Origin of the sequence: Klebsiella pneumoniae complex sp. WS1778 (genome assembly GCF_049472055.1) — a bacterium.
Lineage (GTDB): Bacteria > Pseudomonadota > Gammaproteobacteria > Enterobacterales > Enterobacteriaceae > Klebsiella > Klebsiella quasipneumoniae.
In genome coordinates this window covers 1,351,976-1,371,949 of sequence record NZ_JBKGTJ010000001.1, presented here as the reverse complement: position 1 = coordinate 1,371,949, position 19,974 = coordinate 1,351,976, and the positions used below count along the sequence as shown (strand labels likewise).

The 19,974-nt window shown below is 58.3% G+C and carries 16 protein-coding genes; 9 read left to right on the top strand and 7 right to left on the bottom strand.

The annotated features are described in order from the left end of the window. Positions 1-67 precede the first annotated feature (67 nt). Complete coding sequence (gene ldcA / locus ACLEXF_RS06995) at positions 68-982, bottom strand: muramoyltetrapeptide carboxypeptidase (RefSeq protein ID WP_423265748.1); 915 nt, start codon at positions 980-982, stop codon at positions 68-70. 175 nt (positions 983-1,157) lie between these two features. Between ldcA and emtA the strand changes: the two genes are divergently transcribed. Further along, positions 1,158-1,769, top strand: coding sequence for a membrane-bound lytic murein transglycosylase EmtA (gene emtA, locus ACLEXF_RS06990; protein WP_004203299.1), 612 nt, complete (start codon positions 1,158-1,160; stop codon positions 1,767-1,769). 32 nt (positions 1,770-1,801) lie between these two features. Here emtA and ACLEXF_RS06985 read toward each other — a convergent pair whose 3' ends face one another. The 4 genes from ACLEXF_RS06985 to ACLEXF_RS06970 all read right to left on the bottom strand — a co-directional run bounded on the left by ACLEXF_RS06985 (position 1,802) and on the right by ACLEXF_RS06970 (position 7,785). After that, the gene (locus ACLEXF_RS06985) at positions 1,802-2,611 is read right to left on the bottom strand and encodes a TIGR04222 domain-containing membrane protein (protein WP_228298008.1); all 810 of its coding nucleotides are present in this window, start codon (positions 2,609-2,611) and stop codon (positions 1,802-1,804) included. Between the two features lie 27 nt (positions 2,612-2,638). After that, positions 2,639-3,490 carry a hypothetical protein gene (locus tag ACLEXF_RS06980; protein ID WP_407259718.1) on the bottom strand — a complete coding sequence of 284 codons (852 nt, stop codon included), beginning with the start codon at positions 3,488-3,490 and terminating at the stop codon, positions 2,639-2,641. Positions 3,491-3,670: 180 nt separating this feature from the next. Beyond that, positions 3,671-5,791, bottom strand: a complete 2,121-nt coding sequence (locus tag ACLEXF_RS06975; protein ID WP_080841587.1) for a TonB-dependent siderophore receptor — start codon at positions 5,789-5,791, stop codon at positions 3,671-3,673. 251 nt (positions 5,792-6,042) lie between these two features. Beyond that, complete coding sequence (locus ACLEXF_RS06970) at positions 6,043-7,785, bottom strand: alpha,alpha-trehalase (protein ID WP_407259719.1); 1,743 nt, start codon at positions 7,783-7,785, stop codon at positions 6,043-6,045. A gap of 512 nt (positions 7,786-8,297) precedes the next feature. On the opposite strand from ACLEXF_RS06970, the gene ACLEXF_RS06965 reads away from it, so the two are divergent. The 8 genes from ACLEXF_RS06965 to ACLEXF_RS06930 all read left to right on the top strand — a co-directional run bounded on the left by ACLEXF_RS06965 (position 8,298) and on the right by ACLEXF_RS06930 (position 17,621). Beyond that, positions 8,298-9,656: a glycoside-pentoside-hexuronide (GPH):cation symporter gene (locus ACLEXF_RS06965; RefSeq protein WP_407259720.1), complete on the top strand. Its 1,359-nt coding sequence runs from the start codon at positions 8,298-8,300 to the stop codon at positions 9,654-9,656. A 100-nt stretch (positions 9,657-9,756) separates the two neighbouring features. Beyond that, positions 9,757-11,148 carry a carbohydrate porin gene (locus ACLEXF_RS06960; RefSeq protein WP_043520526.1) on the top strand — a complete coding sequence of 464 codons (1,392 nt, stop codon included), beginning with the start codon at positions 9,757-9,759 and terminating at the stop codon, positions 11,146-11,148. A 286-nt stretch (positions 11,149-11,434) separates the two neighbouring features. Next, on the top strand, positions 11,435-12,874 hold the full coding sequence (locus ACLEXF_RS06955; protein WP_004180417.1) for a circularly permuted type 2 ATP-grasp protein: 1,440 nt from the start codon (positions 11,435-11,437) through the stop codon (positions 12,872-12,874). After that, a complete protein-coding gene (locus ACLEXF_RS06950) occupies positions 12,868-13,797 on the top strand; it encodes an alpha-E domain-containing protein (RefSeq protein WP_002910835.1) in 930 nt (309 codons plus the stop codon). Before ACLEXF_RS06955 ends, ACLEXF_RS06950 begins: the two co-directional genes overlap by 7 nt. Further along, complete coding sequence (locus ACLEXF_RS06945) at positions 13,794-14,609, top strand: transglutaminase family protein (RefSeq protein WP_017900188.1); 816 nt, start codon at positions 13,794-13,796, stop codon at positions 14,607-14,609. Before ACLEXF_RS06950 ends, ACLEXF_RS06945 begins: the two co-directional genes overlap by 4 nt. A 16-nt stretch (positions 14,610-14,625) precedes the next feature. Then, positions 14,626-15,372, top strand: coding sequence for a proteasome-type protease (locus ACLEXF_RS06940; protein ID WP_049093377.1), 747 nt, complete (start codon positions 14,626-14,628; stop codon positions 15,370-15,372). Between the two features lie 469 nt (positions 15,373-15,841). After that, complete coding sequence (locus ACLEXF_RS06935) at positions 15,842-16,828, top strand: fatty acid desaturase (protein WP_072140489.1); 987 nt, start codon at positions 15,842-15,844, stop codon at positions 16,826-16,828. Further along, positions 16,821-17,621: a phosphate/phosphite/phosphonate ABC transporter substrate-binding protein gene (locus ACLEXF_RS06930; protein ID WP_049093376.1), complete on the top strand. Its 801-nt coding sequence runs from the start codon at positions 16,821-16,823 to the stop codon at positions 17,619-17,621. The genes ACLEXF_RS06935 and ACLEXF_RS06930 overlap by 8 nt, the downstream gene beginning before the upstream one ends. A gap of 47 nt (positions 17,622-17,668) precedes the next feature. On the opposite strand, the gene ACLEXF_RS06925 is transcribed toward ACLEXF_RS06930, so the two are convergent. Beyond that, on the bottom strand, positions 17,669-19,012 hold the full coding sequence (locus ACLEXF_RS06925; RefSeq protein WP_004203278.1) for an LLM class flavin-dependent oxidoreductase: 1,344 nt from the start codon (positions 19,010-19,012) through the stop codon (positions 17,669-17,671). 58 nt (positions 19,013-19,070) lie between these two features. Further along, the gene (locus ACLEXF_RS06920; protein WP_062914099.1) at positions 19,071-19,970 is read right to left on the bottom strand and encodes an ABC transporter substrate-binding protein; all 900 of its coding nucleotides are present in this window, start codon (positions 19,968-19,970) and stop codon (positions 19,071-19,073) included. Positions 19,971-19,974: the final 4 nt, after the last annotated feature.

Sequence of the window (19,974 nt, the reverse complement as noted above, 5' to 3'; positions counted from 1 at the left end):
GAAAAAATGGCTAAAAGTGACACTATTTTAACAATTCGCAGGGAATCCGCCTATGCGTCTGGGAAATTTATTCTGCCAGCACCGGGTGGCCGCTGATTGTCAGGGTGGTAGCTGATGGCTGGTTGACCAGCCGCGCGCGCGCGCCCAGCGGCAGGGTCACCGTGCGCTGCTCGTGGCCAAACTCCAGTCCGCTTATCAGCGGTACAGAGAGCTGCTGGCGCAGATAATCAAACACCTGCGGCAGGTCATATCCCACGTCATAGTCGTTCGGCGTGCCGCCGGTGAAGCTGCCGAAGATCACCGCATTCTGCGCCGCCAGTACGCCGCTGTGCAACAGCTGAAGCAGCATGCGTTCGACGCGGAACGGGTGCTCATTGATATCCTCCACCACCAGGATGCCGTCGCGGATCGCCGGTAGCCACGGGGTACCGATAAGCGAAGTCAGCATCGCCAGATTCCCGCCCCACAGGGTGCCTTCCACCCGGCAGTTCGGCCCTTCGCCCGGCCATTCGAGGGTGAATTCAGGCTGGCGCAGCGCCTGCCAGAAATGCTGTTCGGTAAACGGATCGAGGGTCTCCGCGCCGAAGTTCCCTGCGAGCATCGGCCCGCTGAAGGTGACGACGTTGCCCATGGCCAGCAGGCCCGACTGGATGACGGTGAAATCGCTGTGGCCGCAAATCAGCAACGGGTCACGCTGCTGGCGGGCAATCAGCCCCTGCCAGTCGATATGCGGCAGCAGGCGGCTGGCGCCGTAGCCGCCGCGCACCGCGAGAACGATCCGGTTGCGGCCTGGCAACTGGGCAAGCTGGTTAATATCGGCCAGCCGTTCATGTTCAGTTCCGGCGAAACGCTGCTGCCGACGGGGAATGACCTGCTGGTGGGCCACCTCGTGCCCGGCCTGCTGCAGACGCTCGACGCCGCGGGCCGCTGCCTGCTGGTTGATGCAATAACCGGATGGCGCGACCAGATAAAACTGAGACATGATAATTCCTTGCTATGAATGAAAGGGTTATGATGCCGCCTGGAATGGCGATTGTCATCTCCAGGTGGCTAACTTCAATCCGCACCCGTCATCCATCAGGCTGTCGGCGGGCGGGGGACGTACCGCTGCCGTCGTTCTGCAGCATGATGGCGTTTGGGTAGATAAGGATAGATGTGTGAAATTGAGATGGTTGCTTATTTTAGTCGTTTTTCTGGCCGGTTGTAGTTCGAAACACGATTACACCAATCCACCGTGGAACCCCGAGGTCCCGGTGAAGCGGGCGATGCAGTGGATGCCGATCAGTGAAAAAGCCGGCGCCGCCTGGGGCGTGGATCCGCAGCTGATCACGGCGATCATTGCCATCGAGTCGGGCGGTAACCCTGCGGTAGTGAGTAAATCCGGCGCCGTCGGGCTGATGCAGCTTAAGCCGTCGACCTCCGGACGCGATGTTTACCGGCGGATGGGCTGGCGCGGCGAGCCGTCGGTCAGTGAGCTGAAAAACCCGGAACGGAATATCTCGATGGGGGCCGCCTATCTGAGCATTCTGGAGAATGGTCCGCTGGCGGGGATCAAAGACCCGCAGGTGATGCGCTATGCGGTGGTGGTCTCCTATGCCAACGGCGCTGGCGCGCTGCTGCGCACCTTCTCGTCAAACCGGCAGGACGCCATCGAGGAGATTAACGACCTCGACGCCGATGAGTTCTTCGAGCATGTGGCGAAAAAACACCCGGCTCCGCAGGCGCCGCGCTATATCTGGAAGCTGCAGAAAGCGCTGGACGCCATGTAACCTTACCTTCGCCCCGCCGGCCTGGCGGGGTCCTAATCCTCTGTGCGCAGCGACGTGATAACGCTAATCGGCGCTATTAACGCTTTATATTCCCGGTAGCGCTCGGGAAGCGATTCCACGCCGTTTACCGCCACGCAGAGCATGGCCGTCGCGTCATCCTCCTGCGCGCCTTTATACGCTAACGTTTCTCGTAACGCATTGATGCAGGCGTGGGCGTCATGATGCGAAATGCCGTTGATATCGAGACGAATGGTTTTGCTAATGGCCTCTATCCATAATCCGCCCCACAGAACGCAACCCGAGGGCATGAGCAGGCAACTGAAGATGCTGTATGCGGTGAGGTCGAGCCAGATAAAGGTCTTACTGGCAACGATAACGCCGAGGGCGACCGAAGGGATGCTGATGGCCAGCATATTCCATCCGCGGCGCAGCGGACTTAAGGCTAAACCCGCACTTGCTATCTGTTCCTGCCAGAGGTTACGTCCGGCGATACTCAGGCAGCGGGGCAGATCTTCATGACACGGCTTTCGCACCGCAAAATGGTCAAATAGTATGCTTTCAATGACGTTCATTTCGTGGTTTGCATAGCGTCCGTTAGCCAAAACCTGCCCGGGCTCCGGGATCCACAGATGCTTATTACTGAGTAAGCTGAACATTGCCAGTTGAATCACCCGGGTCCCTTCTCCGGTCAGCCACGCCAGCAGCCAGGGGCTAACCTCTATCGCGTGCGGCTGGGGCTGAGCCGCTGGCCGCGACAGGATAATCATTATACCAATAGCAATATAGATACCCGGGACGATAAGTATAAAACCGCCGAGAAACAGCAGTGGATGCAGATGCATTATAAAATTCCACATACCATCCCCTCGTTAATCCAGCCTCTGCAGACAAAAGGGATACTTAATAAGGTTGATGATTTTTACATATTCAGCAAATCTTTCGGGAAGCAGGGCGGTTTTACCGATCGCCACGCAATAATCGGCGTTTTCATCGGTCAGGGTATCTGCGTCAGCAATAAGCGTCTCTTTCAGTGTAGTAATATGGTGGTCAAGGATATGAATAGAGATTCCCTCCCGATCCAGTCGGGTGGCGTTTAAGGTGATGCATAACAGCCACAGCCACCACAGGCCGGAAATAATACCTATTGTCAGCCAGCTGAATACGCTGGAGTGAATTATCGCCTGATTATCAAAAAGCGTTTTCCAGGCGAGCGCGGCGATTAATAGCAGGGAGGGCGCGGCAATCAATATCATATTCCACGTTTGGTGCGTCGGGCTGAGCCGCAGCCCTTGGCAGTGAGGATCGGTCGCCCAGTGGTTCTTTTCGGCGACGTGCAGAGAAAGCGGCAGATCCTGGTCACTGGATTTTGGCGTAGCGAAATGGTCAAAAAGTATTTTTTCCACACAGGTCATTTTGCATTCTGCGTACTGCTGATTGGCGCAGAGTTGAATATTGTCCGCAGAATGGATGAGAGTGACATAGTTTTTTCTTAACAGCCTGAACATGGCCAGCTGAATGACGCTGGTGGCGCTATTACGTAGCCAGGCTAAAAAAGAGGGTGAGATAGAATAGGGCGCCGGAACGGCTGTGGTATTTTCAGTAGGGCGGGTCTTCGCAATAATTATATTTACCAGAATATATATCACTGTGGTGGATAATATATGGTAACCCATAAATGATAACGGATGTAAATTGGTGAGATAGCTAATGACAGGGTTCACTTTTATTCCTTGTGAGCGTCCTAACCTGTTTTCGCCAGCATATTAAGTCCTCTCATCACAGGGGGGCAAGTGAAATAATGGCCTGGCATCTTTAAGTTAATATTAGCCATCAAAGCGTGACGTCACCTGTTAACGAAAGCCTCCGCCGTCACGGGCGGAGGCTTATCTTTACGCTGTCAGTTAAAAGTCGTAGCCCACGGTGGCCATGACGCTGCGCTCTGCTCCCCAGTAGCAGTTGCCGGTGCCGTAGCAGCCGGAAACGTATTCACGATTGCCGATATTGTTGGCGTTGACCTGCACATAAGCGCCTTTCAGCCCCGGCGACCAGACGCCGAGGTCAGCCCGCATCATGGCGTCCATCAGCGTGACCGACGGCAGCCGCGCGGTGTTGGCATCATCCGCCCACTGTTTACCAATGTAGCGGACGCCGGCGCCCAGCGAGATCCCCGCCGGAAACTGATAGCGCGCCCAGAAGGAGGCCATCTGATCCGGGGTCAGCTGCGGCGTGTTGTTGTCGGTACCGTCCTTAGTGTCCTGGAAGCGCAGACGATTCCAGGTATACGAGGCGAGGGTGCTCAGCTGCGGGGTGATCTGGTGGTGCGCTTCCAGCTCAACCCCCTGGGAATGGACCTTACCCGCCGGAATATAGGTGGCGGTGGCGATGTTGGGGTCGCGGGTGGCGACATCCTTTTGCATCAGATCGTAAATCGCGATGCTATAGAGGTCGCTGCTGCCCGGCGGCTGGAACTTCAGGCCGGCTTCGACCTGTTCGGCGGTGGTCGGTTTCAACGGTTTGCCGTCAGCGCCGGGCAGCATCGCCGGGGTAATCGCCTGGCTGTAGCTCAGGTAGGGCGAAAGACCGTTGTCCAGGGCGTACAACAGCGAGGCGCGGCCGCTGATATGGTCGTCTGAACGGCGGTTTGAGGTGCCCAGGGTATCGCTGACCTGCTGGGAAACGATACGGTCATAGCGGGCGGAAACATCCACATGCCAGCGGTCCCAGACCATCTCATCCTGCAGATACAGCCCGGTCTGGTAATAACGGCGATTATTATCATCGCTGTAGGTCACGGTATGCCCGGTCTGGGCGGTATAGCCGGTAAACGGGTTAAGGGGCGCCGCGCCGCCGGCGCCGGTCCACAGATCGTTGCGAAAGCGATGGTATTCAGCGCCGAGGATCAGGGTATGCGCCAGATCGCCAGTATTGAAATCGGCGCGCAGGCGGTTATCGGTTGACCAGCCGTCCAGCGAACCGCGCGAGCCGCTGTAGCCGCGAGCCAGCATGTCGCTGTCATCTATCCAGCCGACCTGGTAGACCTGATCGAGGGAGACGTTGGTGTGGGTGTAGCTTCCCGCGGAATAGACCGACCAGACATCGGTGAACTGGTGGTCAAACTCATAGCTGTAGATCTGCTGGCGGCGCTGATAGCCATCTCCCGGATCGCCCTCGTTGGTGCTGGTGGAGAGCTTACGGCCATTGTGCGCGTAGCGGGTGCCGTCCAGCGGCAAAGAGCCATGATAGCCACCGGAAGGATCTTTTTGCAGATAGGCGCGTAGCAGCAGCGAGGTATCGCTGTCCGGCTGCCACAGCAGGGAAGGTGAAATGGCGTAGCGCTCTTCGCGGGTATGGTCATACTGCGTGTCGCTGCTGCGGGTCATACCGATCAGCCGCCATGCCCACTGCTCATTGATGGCGTCGGTGTAATCGAAGGCCGCGCCTTTGGTATTTTGCGTCCCGCCAGTCAGGCGGACGTGGCCCTGCTGACTGAACTGCGGGCGCTTGGAGGTCAGGTTGACCACGCCGCCCGGCACGCTCTGCCCGTAGAGCGCGGAGGAGGGGCCGCGGATCACATCGACGCGTTCGATAAACCATGGGTCGATCTGCACCACGTTATGGCTGCCGCCGTCGCTCATCAGGCGCATGCCGTCGAGGAACAGGTTATCGACGTCGCCGCCGTGGTAGCCGCGCAGGGAGATAGCGTCAAACCGGGTGGCGCCGCCGCCGAAGCTGGAGTAGACCCCCGGGGTATATTCCAGCGCCTGGCTGATGGTATTCGCCCCCTGATCCGCCATCTGCTGGCGGGTGACAACCGACACCGACTGGGCGGTGGTGATTAACGGCTGGTCGGTTTTCGTCGCCCCGAGCGAGGTGCTGGCGCTATAGCCCTCAGTCGGCGCGCTGGCGGATGCCGGCGGGCTGGCCGTCACCACCACCGTCTCTTCGGCCTGCGCGGTGAAGGGAAGTGCGATCGCGAGGGCGCACAGCAGCCCCGGGCGTTTGCGAGAAATAGCCACGTTCATAAGATCATCCTGAACCTGCGCGGTCTGGTACTCCTGTACGCCGCCGCGGGAAAAACGAATCTGTCATTATTCGTTAAAAAGTAATGCGAATTATTATTGTTTGTATTTATGCAATCAAGCGAAAAGGTGATCTGTTCAGCGCGAGGGGATGGAGAAGGGTTTCCCGCGAGCCGCAGAATGGGCCTGCGCGGGACGGTAGTGACCAGGGAGACCGCTTCCCCCTACCGATTTTGGTAGGGGGCGGCAAAGCGTCAGGAGCCGGTCTTTTGCGGTTCCGCAGGGGCGGGGTCGTTAGCCGCGGGCGCCGCAACAGGTTTGTCCTGCGGTGAAGGCGTTGGCGCCGGACGGGTAGCAGGCAGCGCATCGCAGGATTTCTCCTGCGGGCAGATCAGATCCAGCATCTTAAGGGTGACGCCGTTGGTCCAGCCAAAGCCGTCCTGCAGTGGATATTCCCCACCGCCGCCCCCGGTGCCGGTCGAACTCACATCATACTTCTCCACCAGCTTTTGCTTGCTGTCATAGGTATGCTGCACGTTGGTCAGGAAGCGCCAGGTGACCTCCATGGCGATCTTCTGCTGACCATAGTTTTGCAGCCCCTCGACGGCCACCCACTGCAGCGGCGCCCAGCCGTTGGGGGCGTCCCACTGCTGGCCGCTGTTGACGGTGGTGGTGGTCAGCCCGCCGGGTTTGAGCAGCCGCGACTCGGCGGCGGCCGCCACTTTCGTCGCTCGCTCGCGCGACGCGGCATTGACGTACAGCGGGAACAGCGCCGCGGCGGTCAGCTGATTGCGCACCTTGTGGGTTTTCAGATCGTAATCGGCGTACCAACCCTCTTTTTCATTCCACAGGTATTTCTCGATAGCCTGCTGGCGGGCGTTGGCCAGCGCGTCGTACCGGGTAGCGCCGGCGCTGTCCCCCGCTGCTTTACTGGCGCGGGCGAGGGTTTTCTCCAGATGGAACATCAAGGCATTGAGATCGACCGGGATAATCGAGGTGGTGCGAATGGTGGCGAGCTGCTGCGGATTGTCCATCCAGCGGGAGCTGAAATCCCAGCCGGAAGCGGCGGCGGAGCGCAGGTCGCGATAGATCTCGGTGGCCGGACGATTCGGGTTGCTTTTGGCGGTTTTGACGTCGTCAAGCCAGGACTCGGGACGTGGGGTGTCGTTATCGTCCCAGTAGCGGTTGAGCAGCGCGCCATCCGCCATCCGCACTGCCCGTTTGTCGGCGCTGCCGGGTGCCAGCGCGTCCGCCCCGGCCATCCAGTAGCGATACTCTTTCTCCAGCTGCGGCTGGTAGGTTTTCAGCACCTGGTCGCCATCGTGCGTCGCCAGCAGGCTTACCATAAAGGAGAAGAAGGGGGGCTGCGAACGGCTGAGGTAATAGGTGCGGTTACCGTTGGGGATATGGCCCCAGGTGTCAATTTCCGCAGCGAAGTTGGCGACCATATCTTCGACTTTATCCCAGTGACCGCTTTCGGCAAGACCCAGCATGGTGAAATAGCTGTCCCAGTAATAGACTTCGCGAAAGCGTCCTCCGGGGACCACGTAGGGCTTAGGCAGCGGCAGCAGCGAGTCCCACTTTTCCACCTCGACGGTGCTGCGGGTCAGGACCGGCCACAGGCCGTCGATATGCTGACGCAGGGTTTGCCCTTTGGGCGGCACATAGGCGTCGTTCTCTTTCGGCAGCGTGAAGTTCAGCTCAACGAAGTGGCGCAGGTCGAAGCTGGCCTGGTTTTTTTGCATCCGGTAATCGGCAAGGATCATCAGCGGATCGCTGTTCGGAATGGCGTCAGCGAACGTTTTCTGATCAGAAAACAGTTTCGCGCTTTGCACATCATTAAACAGCGGACCGAGCAGGATATCGGGTGATTGCGGGATTGGACGGGTTTCTTCAGCCTCAGCGGTCAGCGTCGCCAGGGCGATAAACGCACCCCCTAGCGCCAGACGAAGAGCATAAGGCAGGGTAGCGGGGCGACGGGAAAAGGGACTCGTCATGGATTGTTCTCCTTATCATTGCAGACTCATGTGCCACTGCATTTGGCCATCAGAAAACCATAGACGAATATCCGCCGCTGCGCGTGTCGAAGCTAACATTTTGCGCTAAAACAGAGAATTTACCGCTCACCGGTCGCTATCCAGGCGGCACAATTCTGCTCAGCCCAATATTATATCCTTAATTATATAAATGCTGACTGGTGTTATTTTTGTTGTGAATGTTTCTGGGTAAATAATAAGCGCTATTCGATAGCGGCATCCGAAAAAAGAACGGATGTTTATCTGTAACAATAAGGTTCGTATTTATCGCATTTTAAAAATTGCGCAACGGATGAAGGCTGTGATCTTTCAGGCAAAAATACCGGGATTAATATGACTGAAGCCTGGCAGGATCACATAAATTAAAAAACATAAATAATTAATAAAAAAACATAATGGCGCCGCGCATAGCGGATAAGTAAAAAATGCAGACACTACAGAAACCGGTTTCATTTTGCATAAAGGAGTGGTGTATGTCTGCTGGCGACAAAATTTCTGTCAGAGAGAAAATAGGTTATAGCCTGGGGGACGCAGCCAGTCACATCGTATTTGACTCGTCTGTGGCTATTCTGGCTTATTTTTATACCGATATTTATGGCCTGCCGCCCGCCGTAATGGGGACGATGTTTTTGCTGGTGCATCTGCTGGATGCGATTACCGATCCGATTATGGGCGCGATTGCTGACGCCACCTCAACCCGCTGGGGCCGCTTTCGCCCCTGGCTGTTGGCGATCTGCGTGCCCTTTGCGGTGAGCTGCGTGCTGGTGTATTCCATTCCCTCCTTTTCCGACTCCGGAAAAATTGCCTACGCCGTGGCGGCTTATATATTTATGACGCTGATGTATACGGCGATTAATATTCCTTACTGCTCGCTGGGCGCGGCGCTGACCTCCGATCCGCGCGAAAGCCTCTCGCTGCAGTCCTGGCGTTTTGCTATCACTCCAATCGGCGGCGCGCTCGGTACTGCCTTTATTTTACCGCTGGCTGATTTTCTCTATCCCGGCGATCGCGCGACCGGTATTCAGGTCTCGATGGCCCTGTTTGGCGTTATCGGCTGCCTGATGTTTATCACCTGTTTCGCCACGACTAAAGAACGCGTGCAGCCGATTAAAGAACCGAACCTGAACATCGCGCGGGACGTGAAAATACTATTTCGTAACGATCAGTGGCGTATTCTTTCCGTTTACAATTTTATGATGCTGATCGCGGTGGTAATTCGCGGTGGCGCCGTCGTCTATTATGTTAACAGCGTCCTGCATAAAGGCGCCGACGTGATTACCATATTCATGCTCGGCGGTATGTTTGCCTCCATGCTGGGTTCGGTGCTGGCCAAACCCTTCGGGACGCGCTTTTGTAAGGTCCGATTCTCTTTCTGGATTAATCTTCTCACCGCCGCGCTGGGCGTGGTCTGCTTTATCGTCCCGGTACAATATTGGATTGCGGTGCTCGGCGTGCATATTCTGATTTCTATCATTCAGGGCGGCAACGGCGCGTTGCAGTGGTCGATGATTACCGACGTGAATAACTATGGCGAATGGAAAACCCAGCGGCGTATTACCGGTATGAATGTCGCAGCAAATATCTTTGTCATCAAGCTGGGCGTCGCCGTCGGCGGGGCCATCCTCGGCTGGATATTGGCCTATTTCCATTACGCCGCTAACACCACGGTGCAGTCGGCTTCAGCGGTGCAGGGCGTGGTGCTGTTGTTTACACTGGTCCCTTCCGTGTTTTATGTGCTTACCGCCGTCTCGATTAAATTCTACGGCTTAACGGAAAACAGAATGAACGGCATCGTTGATGATTTAAAACACGGCACTTTCGCCGAATCCTGATTATTCCACGCTGTATTAAGAGGGCTATGCAGGTAATTCCCTGGATAGCCCGGCTATACCCTGGATGAAACATATAACAATGTAATTAGGGATGTTAATAATGAAAGTAAACTATATGGCTCTGATTATGAGTGGTCTGTTCTCCTCTGGCCTTTGGGCCGCGACGAATAATCACCCGACGGATATTGAAAAACGTTTAGCGCAGCTGGAACAGCGCGTAATAAATGCTGAGCAACGAGCGGCCGATGCGGAAGCGAAAATCCAGACCTTAACCCGACAGCAGAGCGTGGTGGCGAAAAGCACGCCAACTGTCAAAGTGGAGTCCGCCGAGCCCGTGGCACCGGGCGCGGAGCCGACAACACTAACGCTGTCCGGCTATGGGGATATCAAATTTTATGGTGATGTCGAATTTAACATGGATGGCGCCAGCAGCAGCGGGAGCCTGACTTCGGTAAAAACCACGGCAAATAAAGACTGGGCGCCGGGCAATAATGAACGCTGGGATATTAATGGCCGTCTGCTGTTAGGTTTTGACGGCATGCGCAAAATGGATAATGGCCGTTTTGCCGGTTTTTCCGTCCAGCCGCTGGCCGACCTGAACGGCAAAATGAATCTTGATGATGCGGTATTCTTTTTTGGCCAGGAGAACGACTGGAAGGTGAAGGTTGGTCGTTTCGAAGCCTACGATATGTTCCCGTTGAATCAGGATACGTTCGTGGAATACTCCGGGAACACCGCCAACGATCTGTACAGCGACGGTTACGGCTATATTTACATGATGAAGGAAGGGCGCGGTCGGAGCAACAGCGGCGGCAACTTCCTGATGAGCAAAACCCTTGATAACTGGTATTTCGAACTGAATACCCTGCTGGAGAACGGCAGCACGCTATTCCAGGACCAGCAGTATCATGGCACCGCACTGGAAAATGAGAAAAATGTGGCCTATTTGCGCCCGGTTATCGCGTGGAACAGCGGGCGCTTCTCCACTGCCATCGCCATGGAAAGCAACGTGGTAAATAACGCCTATGGCTATCACGATGCGAAAGGACGCTGGGTCGACCAGTCCAGCCGTACCGGCTATGGCTATACGATGACGTGGAATGGGCAAAAAACCGATCCGCAGGACGGCGTGGTGACCAACCTTAACGTCGCTTATATGGATGCCGAAGATGAGACTGACTTTACCACGGGCGTTAACTCCCTGTGGCACGGTTTTGAGCTGGGCTACATTTACGCGCATAACAAAATCGACAGCTTTAACACCGCTGATTTTATCGCTAACTGCGACGATAATTGCTGGATCGCCGATCCGGGCAACTATGATATCCACACAATCCATGCGTCGTACCTGTTTCCGAACGTAATGAATATGAAGAACTTCAACATCTATCTTGGGGCCTACGCATCATGGATTGAATCCAACCCAAACAACGGCGACGGCCAGGAAGACTCCCGCTATGGCGGCCGGCTGCGCTTCAAGTATTTCTTCTGAGCAACACAGAGCCTGCACAGCGCAGGCTCTGTGCTATTCAGCCGCCTGTCGCTACGCGGCGTGGCTCGCGAAGCCTCAGCGTCCCGTGAATCCACTTGCCCCAAACTGGTGCGTTTAACGCTAAAAACCGCCCACAAATAAGCAAAGTGTCTGGTTGTTTTTTAATCAATTCAGGGCCATGGCCTCACAGCGTAACGCTGCGCCGACGCGCTGTGTGACCTGGCATAATTAATGCTTATCTCTTATCGGGATTACCACAAAGTGAGTACAACCGGAGGAGACGGCCATGATAAAAATAACGCTTCCTGACGGGCATTATTATGACGAGATGCTGACCGCCCAGGGTGAGCAGCGGCCGCACTATAATGCCTGGTGGCAATGGTTTCGCAACACCGATCAATTCTCTATCCGGCAGAAAAAAGCGCAAGCGGAACTGCTTTTTCACCGTATCGGCATCACCTTTAACGTGTACGGCGAGGATGAGGGAACCGAGCGGCTGATCCCGTTTGATAGCGTGCCGCGGATCATACCCGCCGGGGAGTGGCAGCGCATTGACCGCGGCATTCGCCAGCGGGTGAAAGCGCTGAACGCTTTCCTCTATGACATCTATCATGAACAGAATATTCTGCGCGCGGGGCTGATACCGGCCGAGCAGGTGCTGGCCAACGAGCAGTATCAACCGTGCATGCAGGGCATCAACCTGCCAAACAACACCTATGCCCATATCACCGGCGTCGATATGGTGCGCAATAACGACGGCCAGTACTACGTGCTGGAGGATAATCTGCGCACGCCGTCCGGCGTCTCCTACATGCTCGAAAACCGTAAGATGATGATGCGCCTCTATCCGGAGATGTTCGAGCAGCATCACATTGCGCCGGTGGAGCGCTACCCGAGCTACCTCCTGCAGACCCTGCGCGAAAGTTCGCTGGTGGATGATCCCTGCGTCGTGGTGATGACCCCGGGTCGCTTCAACAGCGCCTACTTCGAGCACAGCTTCCTGGCGCAGCAGATGGGGGTCGAGCTGGTGGAAAGCGCCGATCTGTTTATTAAAAACGGCGCGGTGTATATGCGCACCACCGAGGGGCCGCGGCGGGTGGATGTGATTTATCGCCGCATCGACGACGCCTGGCTCGACCCGCTGGCCTTCCGCGCCGATTCGATGCTCGGCGTCCCGGGGCTGCTGTCCGTCTATCGCGCCGGCGGCGTAGTGCTGGCCAACGCCATCGGCACCGGGGTGGCTGACGACAAATCGATCTATCCGTACGTCCCGGAGATGATCCGCTTTTACCTCGGCGAACAGCCGATCCTCAGCAATATCCCCACCTGGCAGTGTCGGAAAGCGGAGGACCTGCGCTACGTGCTGAGCAATCTGGAGCTGATGGTGGTCAAGGAGGTCCATGGCGCCGGGGGCTACGGCATGCTGGTCGGCCCGCGTTCCACCAAAGAGGAGCGGGAGGCCTTCCGCCAGCGCCTGCTGGCCAATCCGGCCAACTATATCGCCCAGGACACCCTTGCGCTGTCGACCTGCCCAACCTTCGTTGATGAAGGGCTGTCGCCACGGCATATCGATTTACGCCCCTACGTGCTTTCCGGACAGGAGATGCGGCTGGTGCCCGGCGGCCTGACCCGCGTGGCGCTGACCGAAGGGTCGCTGGTGGTCAACTCGTCGCAGGGCGGCGGAACCAAGGATACCTGGGTGATGGAGGATGACGCATCATGCTAAGTCGTACGGCGAGTGAACTGTTCTGGATGGCCCGCTACCTTGAGCGGGCGGAGAGCTACGCCCGGGTGCTGGACGTGACCTGGAAATTATCAATGATCCCCCGCCACAGCCAGCAGTCGCGGGATCTGGCGCTACCGCTGAATTTGTCAATGACCCACGAGCTGTTTCAGGCGCGCCATGCCCGCTTTACCATGAGCAATCTACTCAACTTTTTTGCCCTCGATGGCAACAACCCCTGCAGTATTTACAGCTGCGTGGAGATGGCGTGGAACAACGCGCACGCGGTGCGCGGCAGTCTGTCGGCCGAAGTGTGGGAGAGCATCAATGCCACCCGCATCGAACTGCGGACCCTCCGCCAGCAGGGGCTGGGCGAACTGGGGAGCGACGGCTTTTTCGAGTGGGTGAAAGAGCGGGTGCATCTGTTTCGCGGAGCGGTGATAGGCACGCTGCTGCGCAACGACGCCCTGAGTTTTATCGGTATCGGCACGCTGATCGAGCGCGCGTTCGCCACCACCCAGCTGCTGCTAATTAAGGATCAACAGCTGACCAACGATCCGGACCCGGTGCGCGAATACTACCGGCTGGATACCCTGCTCAATGCGGTCAGCGCCCGCGAAGCTTACAACAGCCTCTACCGCCAGCCGGTCAGTCGCGAAACGGTGATGGAGCTGCTGATCCTGCGTAACGATATTCCACGTTCGCTGCGCGCCAGCATTGCCGACCTGGTGGGCGAACTGGAGAAGATCGCCAACGATCGCTCTTATCAGCCGCTGCGTCTCGCCCATCAGCTCAACGTTGACCTGCGCTTCAGCACCCGTGACGACCTGGCGCAGGCGGACCTGCAGACCACGCTTAATGGACTGCTGGCGAGAATTAACGCCCTGTCCGACAGCATCAGACAAACCTATCTGGAGGCCTTATGAAACTGGTCATCGATCATCTCACCCGCTATGGCTACGATGAAGAAGTGAAGTTTTCCACCCAGTATCTGCGCCTGACCCCGCGCAGCACCGGACGGCAGACGATCACCGCCTGGACGCTGACCCTGCCGGACGGCGCGGCGGTGACCACTACCGACGGCTGGGGTAATGTGCTGCATGTGCTGACGCTGGATAACCCGCATAAAGAGATCACCATCCGCGCCAGCGGGATTGTCGATATCGCCGACGAGGGGGAAGAGACGTGTGATGAAGAGGCCGAGCTGCTGTCGCCGCTGGTTTTTCTGCGCAGTACGCCGCTGACCCGCGCCGATACGGCGATCCGTGAGTTCGCCCAGCGCCTCTATCGTCCCGATGCGGCGGAAGAGAGTTTGAATCAACTGATGGCGGATCTGCTGTTAAGAATGCCATACTCCCCCGGCGCGACCCAGGTCCAGGACTCCGCTGCCGACGCCTTCGCCCGGGCGAAGGGCGTGTGCCAGGATCATACCCATGTTTTTCTCGCCTGCTGCCGGGCGCTGGAGATCCCGGCGCGCTACGTCAGCGGCTATGTCTACAGCGATAACGCCCAGCATGTCGCGATGCATGCCTGGGCGGAAGTGTGGCTCGACGGCCGTTGGCTGTCGTTTGATATCACCAATAATACCCGTCGCCTGAATCAGCATCTGCGGCTGGCGACTGGGCTGGATTATCTCGACGCCTGCCCGGTACGGGGCACCCGGCTGGGCGGCGGCGGGGAGATTATGTTAACCAACGCTGAAGTGCGCGAACACAGCCAGCAGGCGCAGCAGCAATAATACGGGAATAACCGCAATGACCTACTGTGTGGCCATGTGCCTGGCGGATGGACTGGTGTTTGCTTCCGACTCCCGCACCAACGCGGGCGTCGACCATATTGCCACTTTTAAAAAGCTGCACGTTTTCCATCAGGAAGGGGAACGGGTGCTGGTGCTGCAATCCGCCGGCAACCTGGCCACCACCCAGAGCGTGATAAGCCTGCTCAGCGCGCGGATCCGTACCCAGCAGGAGCCGAACCTGATGCAGGTGACTTCCCTCTACGACGCCGCCATGCTGATCGGTAAAACGCTGCTGGAGGTGATCCAGCGCGACAGCAGCAACCAGCAAAACTGCAGTAATACTAACTTCAACTGCAACCTGTTGCTTGGCGGCCAGATCGCCGGCGAAACCCATCGTCTGTTCCATATTTATCCGGAGGGCAACTTTATTGAAGCCACCCGCGACACGCCTTATTTCCAGATTGGCGAAAGCAAGTACGGCAAGCCGATCATCGATCGGGTGCTGACCATCGATACGCCGCTGGAGCAGGCGATGTGCTGCGCCTTGATCTCCATTGACTCGACGCTGCGCAGTAATCTGTCCGTTGGCCTGCCGCTGGATACGCTGCTCTACCGCAGCGGCAGCCTGAGCAGCGCCGGGCAGCATCGCATCACCGACAGCGATCCCTACTTCAACCGCATCCGCAAGGCGTGGTCCGAGGGGCTGTTGCACACCTTCCAGACTCTGCCGGCCTGGACGCCAGCAGAGCGGGAAGAGGAGTAGTTTCTTTGATGCGCTACAACTAACCTCGACGCGAAGATGGATAAGGCTATGGAGCCCTTAAGTGTCCTCGACCTGGCGGTAAAGTTACAGCGGTGTCGAGGCTGCCAACAGCGAGTTTCAACAAGAATGGTGAATTAATTAACGACAGGTCGCACGGATCGTAGGCCGGGCAAGGTGCCGTCGCCGCCCGGCACAAAAGCGACTCTACTGTTTTTGTCCGGCGGGGCTGCGCCTGCACCGGCCTGGATGGAGCGGGGGTGGGGTTCATCCCGTAGGCCCGGCAAGCGCAGCGCCGCCGGGCAATGGATCTGTTTAAACGCCGCCAGCCTGTTGCGCCATGGACGGTATTTTTTGCCATGCTCAATACAAACGCGCTTTTTGGCAAAGCTAAGTAAATTAAATACTTTGTTATTTAACGTGTTATCTCACATCTTCGGAGGGAATGAGGCAACACGGCAAGGTATCGGAAGTGACGGAAAAGAAGACGGCTGTCTATGTGGATGACCAACAGCGCATCCTGATCCGCCAGCTGGCGCGCAGCTGGCTGTGGCGCAGCGAGCTGCCGACCTGGCTGCTGTTGGTGACGGTTTACGGCGGCTGGTTTGCCTGCGTGGCGGGCTGGCGGACGCTGGGCCTGTTTCCGGCCACGCTGCTGCTGATCTGGTTTACCGCCTGGTATATGTCCTTACAGCATGAGCTGATCCATGGGCATCCCACCCGGCTGGCATGGTTTAACCAGCTGCTGGGGACGCTGCCGCTGGCGGTCTGGTATCCCTATGGCGTCTATCGCGACAGCCATCTGGCGCACCATCGCAACCATCTGCTGACGCACCCCGAGGATGATCCCGAATCGTACTACGTGACCGCGGAAAGCTGGCAGCGCTTCTCAGCCTGGCAGCGCCGCCTTATCCACCTGCGCAATACCTTCTGGGGGCGTCTGCTGCTGGCGCCGCTGATGGATATCGTTCACACCCTGCGCAGCGCGCTGCGGGCTTTCCGCGAGGGCGACCGCCGCGCCATCGCCATGTGGAGCCTGCATCTGTTGCTGCTGACGGGCCTGCTGGCCTGGATGGCGGCGCAGGGTTTTTCCCCGCTGTGGTTTGTGCTGGCGGTGAGTTACCCGGCGCTGGCCCTGACCAAAGTGCGCTCTTTTCTCGAACACCGGGCCGCGGATGACCCGCTGGCCCGCTCGGTGATCAACGAGGCCGGGCTCCCCTGGCGAGTGCTGTTCCTCAATCTCAACTACCATGCGGTGCATCATGACCTGCCAGGGGTTCCCTGGTACGCTTTACGTCAGCTGTATCTGCATCGCCAGACGGCCTATCTGCAGCGTAATCAGGGGTTCCTGGTGCGTGGGTACGGTGAGTGGCGACGCCATTTTAGCCGCCGGGCGGTGGCGGTGAACGCCCATCCGGGCTTTGGCGAGCAGGCGCAGGCGGGAGGAGAACATGGCTGAACGCATGACCTTTCCGATGTATGCCATCCACCGTCAACAGACCCAGGCTCTGTGGCAGGCGGTACAGTCGCTGCTGGCCGAACGCGGCGTGATGGTGGCGGGGGACCCGCCGGCGGATGACCCCGAGGATCTGCTGGCCCACTGGCGCCAGCCGAGGCTGTTGCTGAGTCAGACCTGTGGCTATCCGCTGGTGACCCAGCTGCCGGAGGTGCAGACGGTGGGCTGCTTCCACTACGCCGCGCCCGGTTGCGAAGGGCGCCGCTACCGCAGCCTGCTGGTGGTCCGCGAAGCGGATAGTCACCGGATGCTGGCTGACTTTTTTGGCCGCCGGGCCGTGTGCAATGCCGAGCACTCGCAGTCCGGCTACAACGTGCTGCGCAAAATGGTCGCGCCGCTCTCGCGGGAGGGGCGATTTTTTTCGGCTGTGGTGTTTAGCGGCAGCCATCGGCAATCGTTGCGCGAGCTGCAGCAGGAAAACGCCGATATCGCCGCCATCGACTGTGTGACCTACGCTCTGCTGCAGCGACATCAGCCGCAGGCCCTGGCAGGACTGGTGGCGATCGGCTGGAGCCCGGACGCGCCAGGGCTGCCGCTGATCACTGCCGGCGCCACCCCGGCGGCGACGCTGAACAGCCTGCGCGAAGCGCTCCAGCAGTTAGTGAGCGATGCGCGCTATCGTCCCCTGTGCGACGCCTTGCTGATCTGCGGCTATAGCGATATGTCGCGGGAGGCCTATGCTCCGCTGCTGGCGTGGCGGGATGAGGCCGCGGCGCTGGGCGTCAGCCAGCTATAGGTAAAATGCCCCGGCCAGCGATCTGCGCCGGGGCGGGTCATGGCAGACTACGGCGTCGGCGGTAACGCGGGGCGGGAAGGGGCGGTGAAGCGGTTTGCCACCGCCGGCAGACCGAGCTTTTCACGCAGAGTGCCGGGCGGATAGCGGTCACGCATGACGCCGTTACGCTGCAGAAGCGGCACCACCTGGTCAACAAAGCGGTCAAAGTCTCCCGGCAGCAGCGGGAACATCAGGTTGAACCCATCGGCGGCGCCCGCCTGCCAGGTCTCCGTTAAGGTGGCGGCAATCTCCTCGGCGCTGCCCAGCAGCAGCCAGCTATCAGAACTCTGTAATAACAACTTCCCCAACTCCAGCAGAGTGAGCCGCGGATCGTACTGGCGGATAAGCTTCAGCGCGGTACGGATGCCGTCAAAGCTCTCTTCATCAGGGAGCGGCGGCAGGGGCTGGTCCCTCGGCAGGGCGCTGAGATCCATTCGAAGATAAGAGGAGAGCAGATCGATAGCCATCTGGTCGCTCATCAGCTGTTCGTTAAGCTGCTGGCGGGCCGCCTTCTCCTCGTCGGAGTTCACCACCACCGGCAGGACCCCGGCGATGATTTTGAAATGGGCCGGATCGCGCCCGTGCTGGCGCAGCCGTTGATTCATCTCTTCGCGATAGGCCAGCCCCTCGGCGATCGAGTGAATAAACACGAAGTGCATATCGGACCAGGCGGCGGCCAGCGCTTTCCCTGCTTCCGAAGAGCCGGCCTGCACCAGCAGTGGATGGCCCTGCGGCGGGCGAGGGACGTTGAGCGGGCCGCGCACGCGAAAGTACTCGCCCTGATACTCGAGATGATGCACCTTGTCGGCATCGGCAAATAATCCGCGCGCTTTATCGAAGATCGCCGCGCCATCTTCCCAGGAATCCCACAGACGAGTGACCACGTCGATGAATTCATTGGCCCGCTGGTAGCGCGTGCCGTGGCGGGGAAGCTGCTCCAGACCGAAGTTTGCTGCTTCTTCTTCCAGCCACGACGTGACCACATTCCAGCTTGCCCGGCCATTGCTGAGGAAATCCAGCGAGGCAAAGTAGCGAGCCAGGTTATAGGGTTCGTTATAGGAGGTGGACGCGGTGGCCATCAGGCCGATATGCTCCGTCACCGCGGCGAGGGCTGAGAGCAGCGTCAGGGGTTCAAGCCGGGCGTTGGCGTAGTGGGTCAGGCCGCTGGGCACCGTATCCCACACCGCGATATGGTCGGCGACAAAGATAGCGTCGAGGGTCGCCGCTTCGGCCTTGCGCGCCAGACTGGCGTAATAGTTGAGGGTAAATATGTCCGCTTCAGGCGCGTCAGGGTGACGCCAGGAGAAACGGTAATCCCCCTGTGGGTTATAAAAGAACAGGTTCAGGATCATGTGTCGGGTAGACATAGCGTGGACTCGCGGCTGAACGCCATCCGTGGCGGAGTGAAGGTCAGTGTTGGGATAGGTTGGCATTAACCCACTGGTCGGCGACGGCCGCTGGATCTTTATGCTGAAGATCTACCTGCTGGTTGAGGGCAATCAGCGTGGCATTGTCCAGTTTGCCGGAGACCTCATTGAGCACGGCGCCGATCTCCGGCGTCAGACTGGCTTTGCGCACCAGCGGCACCACGTTCTGACTCGGTTGCTCATGTTTATCATCTTCCAGAACCACCCATTTCTCCTTCGCCAGATTGCCCTGGGTGGAGACGACCGTCGCGACATCGATTTTGCCCGAATTGAGCGCCAGCCGGGTCAGCGGCCCGCCCATGTCCAGCGATTTCACCGCTTTGAACTCAAGACCATAGACGCGTTTCAGCCCCGGCAGGCCCAGGGCGCGTACCGCCAGCTCCGGCGGTCCGCCGATCACCAGCTGCGGGGCGACGGGCTTCAGGTCGGAGAGGGTGCGCAGATGGTATTTCCCCGCGGTCTCGGCACGTACCGCCCAGGCGGTGATCGAGGTGGCCGGGGCCGGGTTCAACAGAGTGAAATCGGCAGGCAGGACCTGAGCCAACTCAGCGCTGACGTCCTGCTGGCTGGTGGCCTCGGTTTTGCCGTTATAGAAATTGAGCAGGGCGCCAAGATATTCCGGAACGATATCGATCTCACCGCTCTGCAGCGCCGGAATAATAATTTCCCGGTTGCCGAGGTTGAGACGGGTGTTGGCCTCGATATGATTTTTCTTTAGCGCGCTGGCGTAGATGTTGGCGAGAATGGAACTTTCGGTAAAGTTGGCCCCGCCCACCGTGACGCTGGCGGCATAGGTGTAAACGCTCAGGCTGAACAGCCCGGCGGCCAGCAACGAGAGACGAAATCGACGGGCGGTGACGGCCTTGCCAAATAATTGCTTCATAATA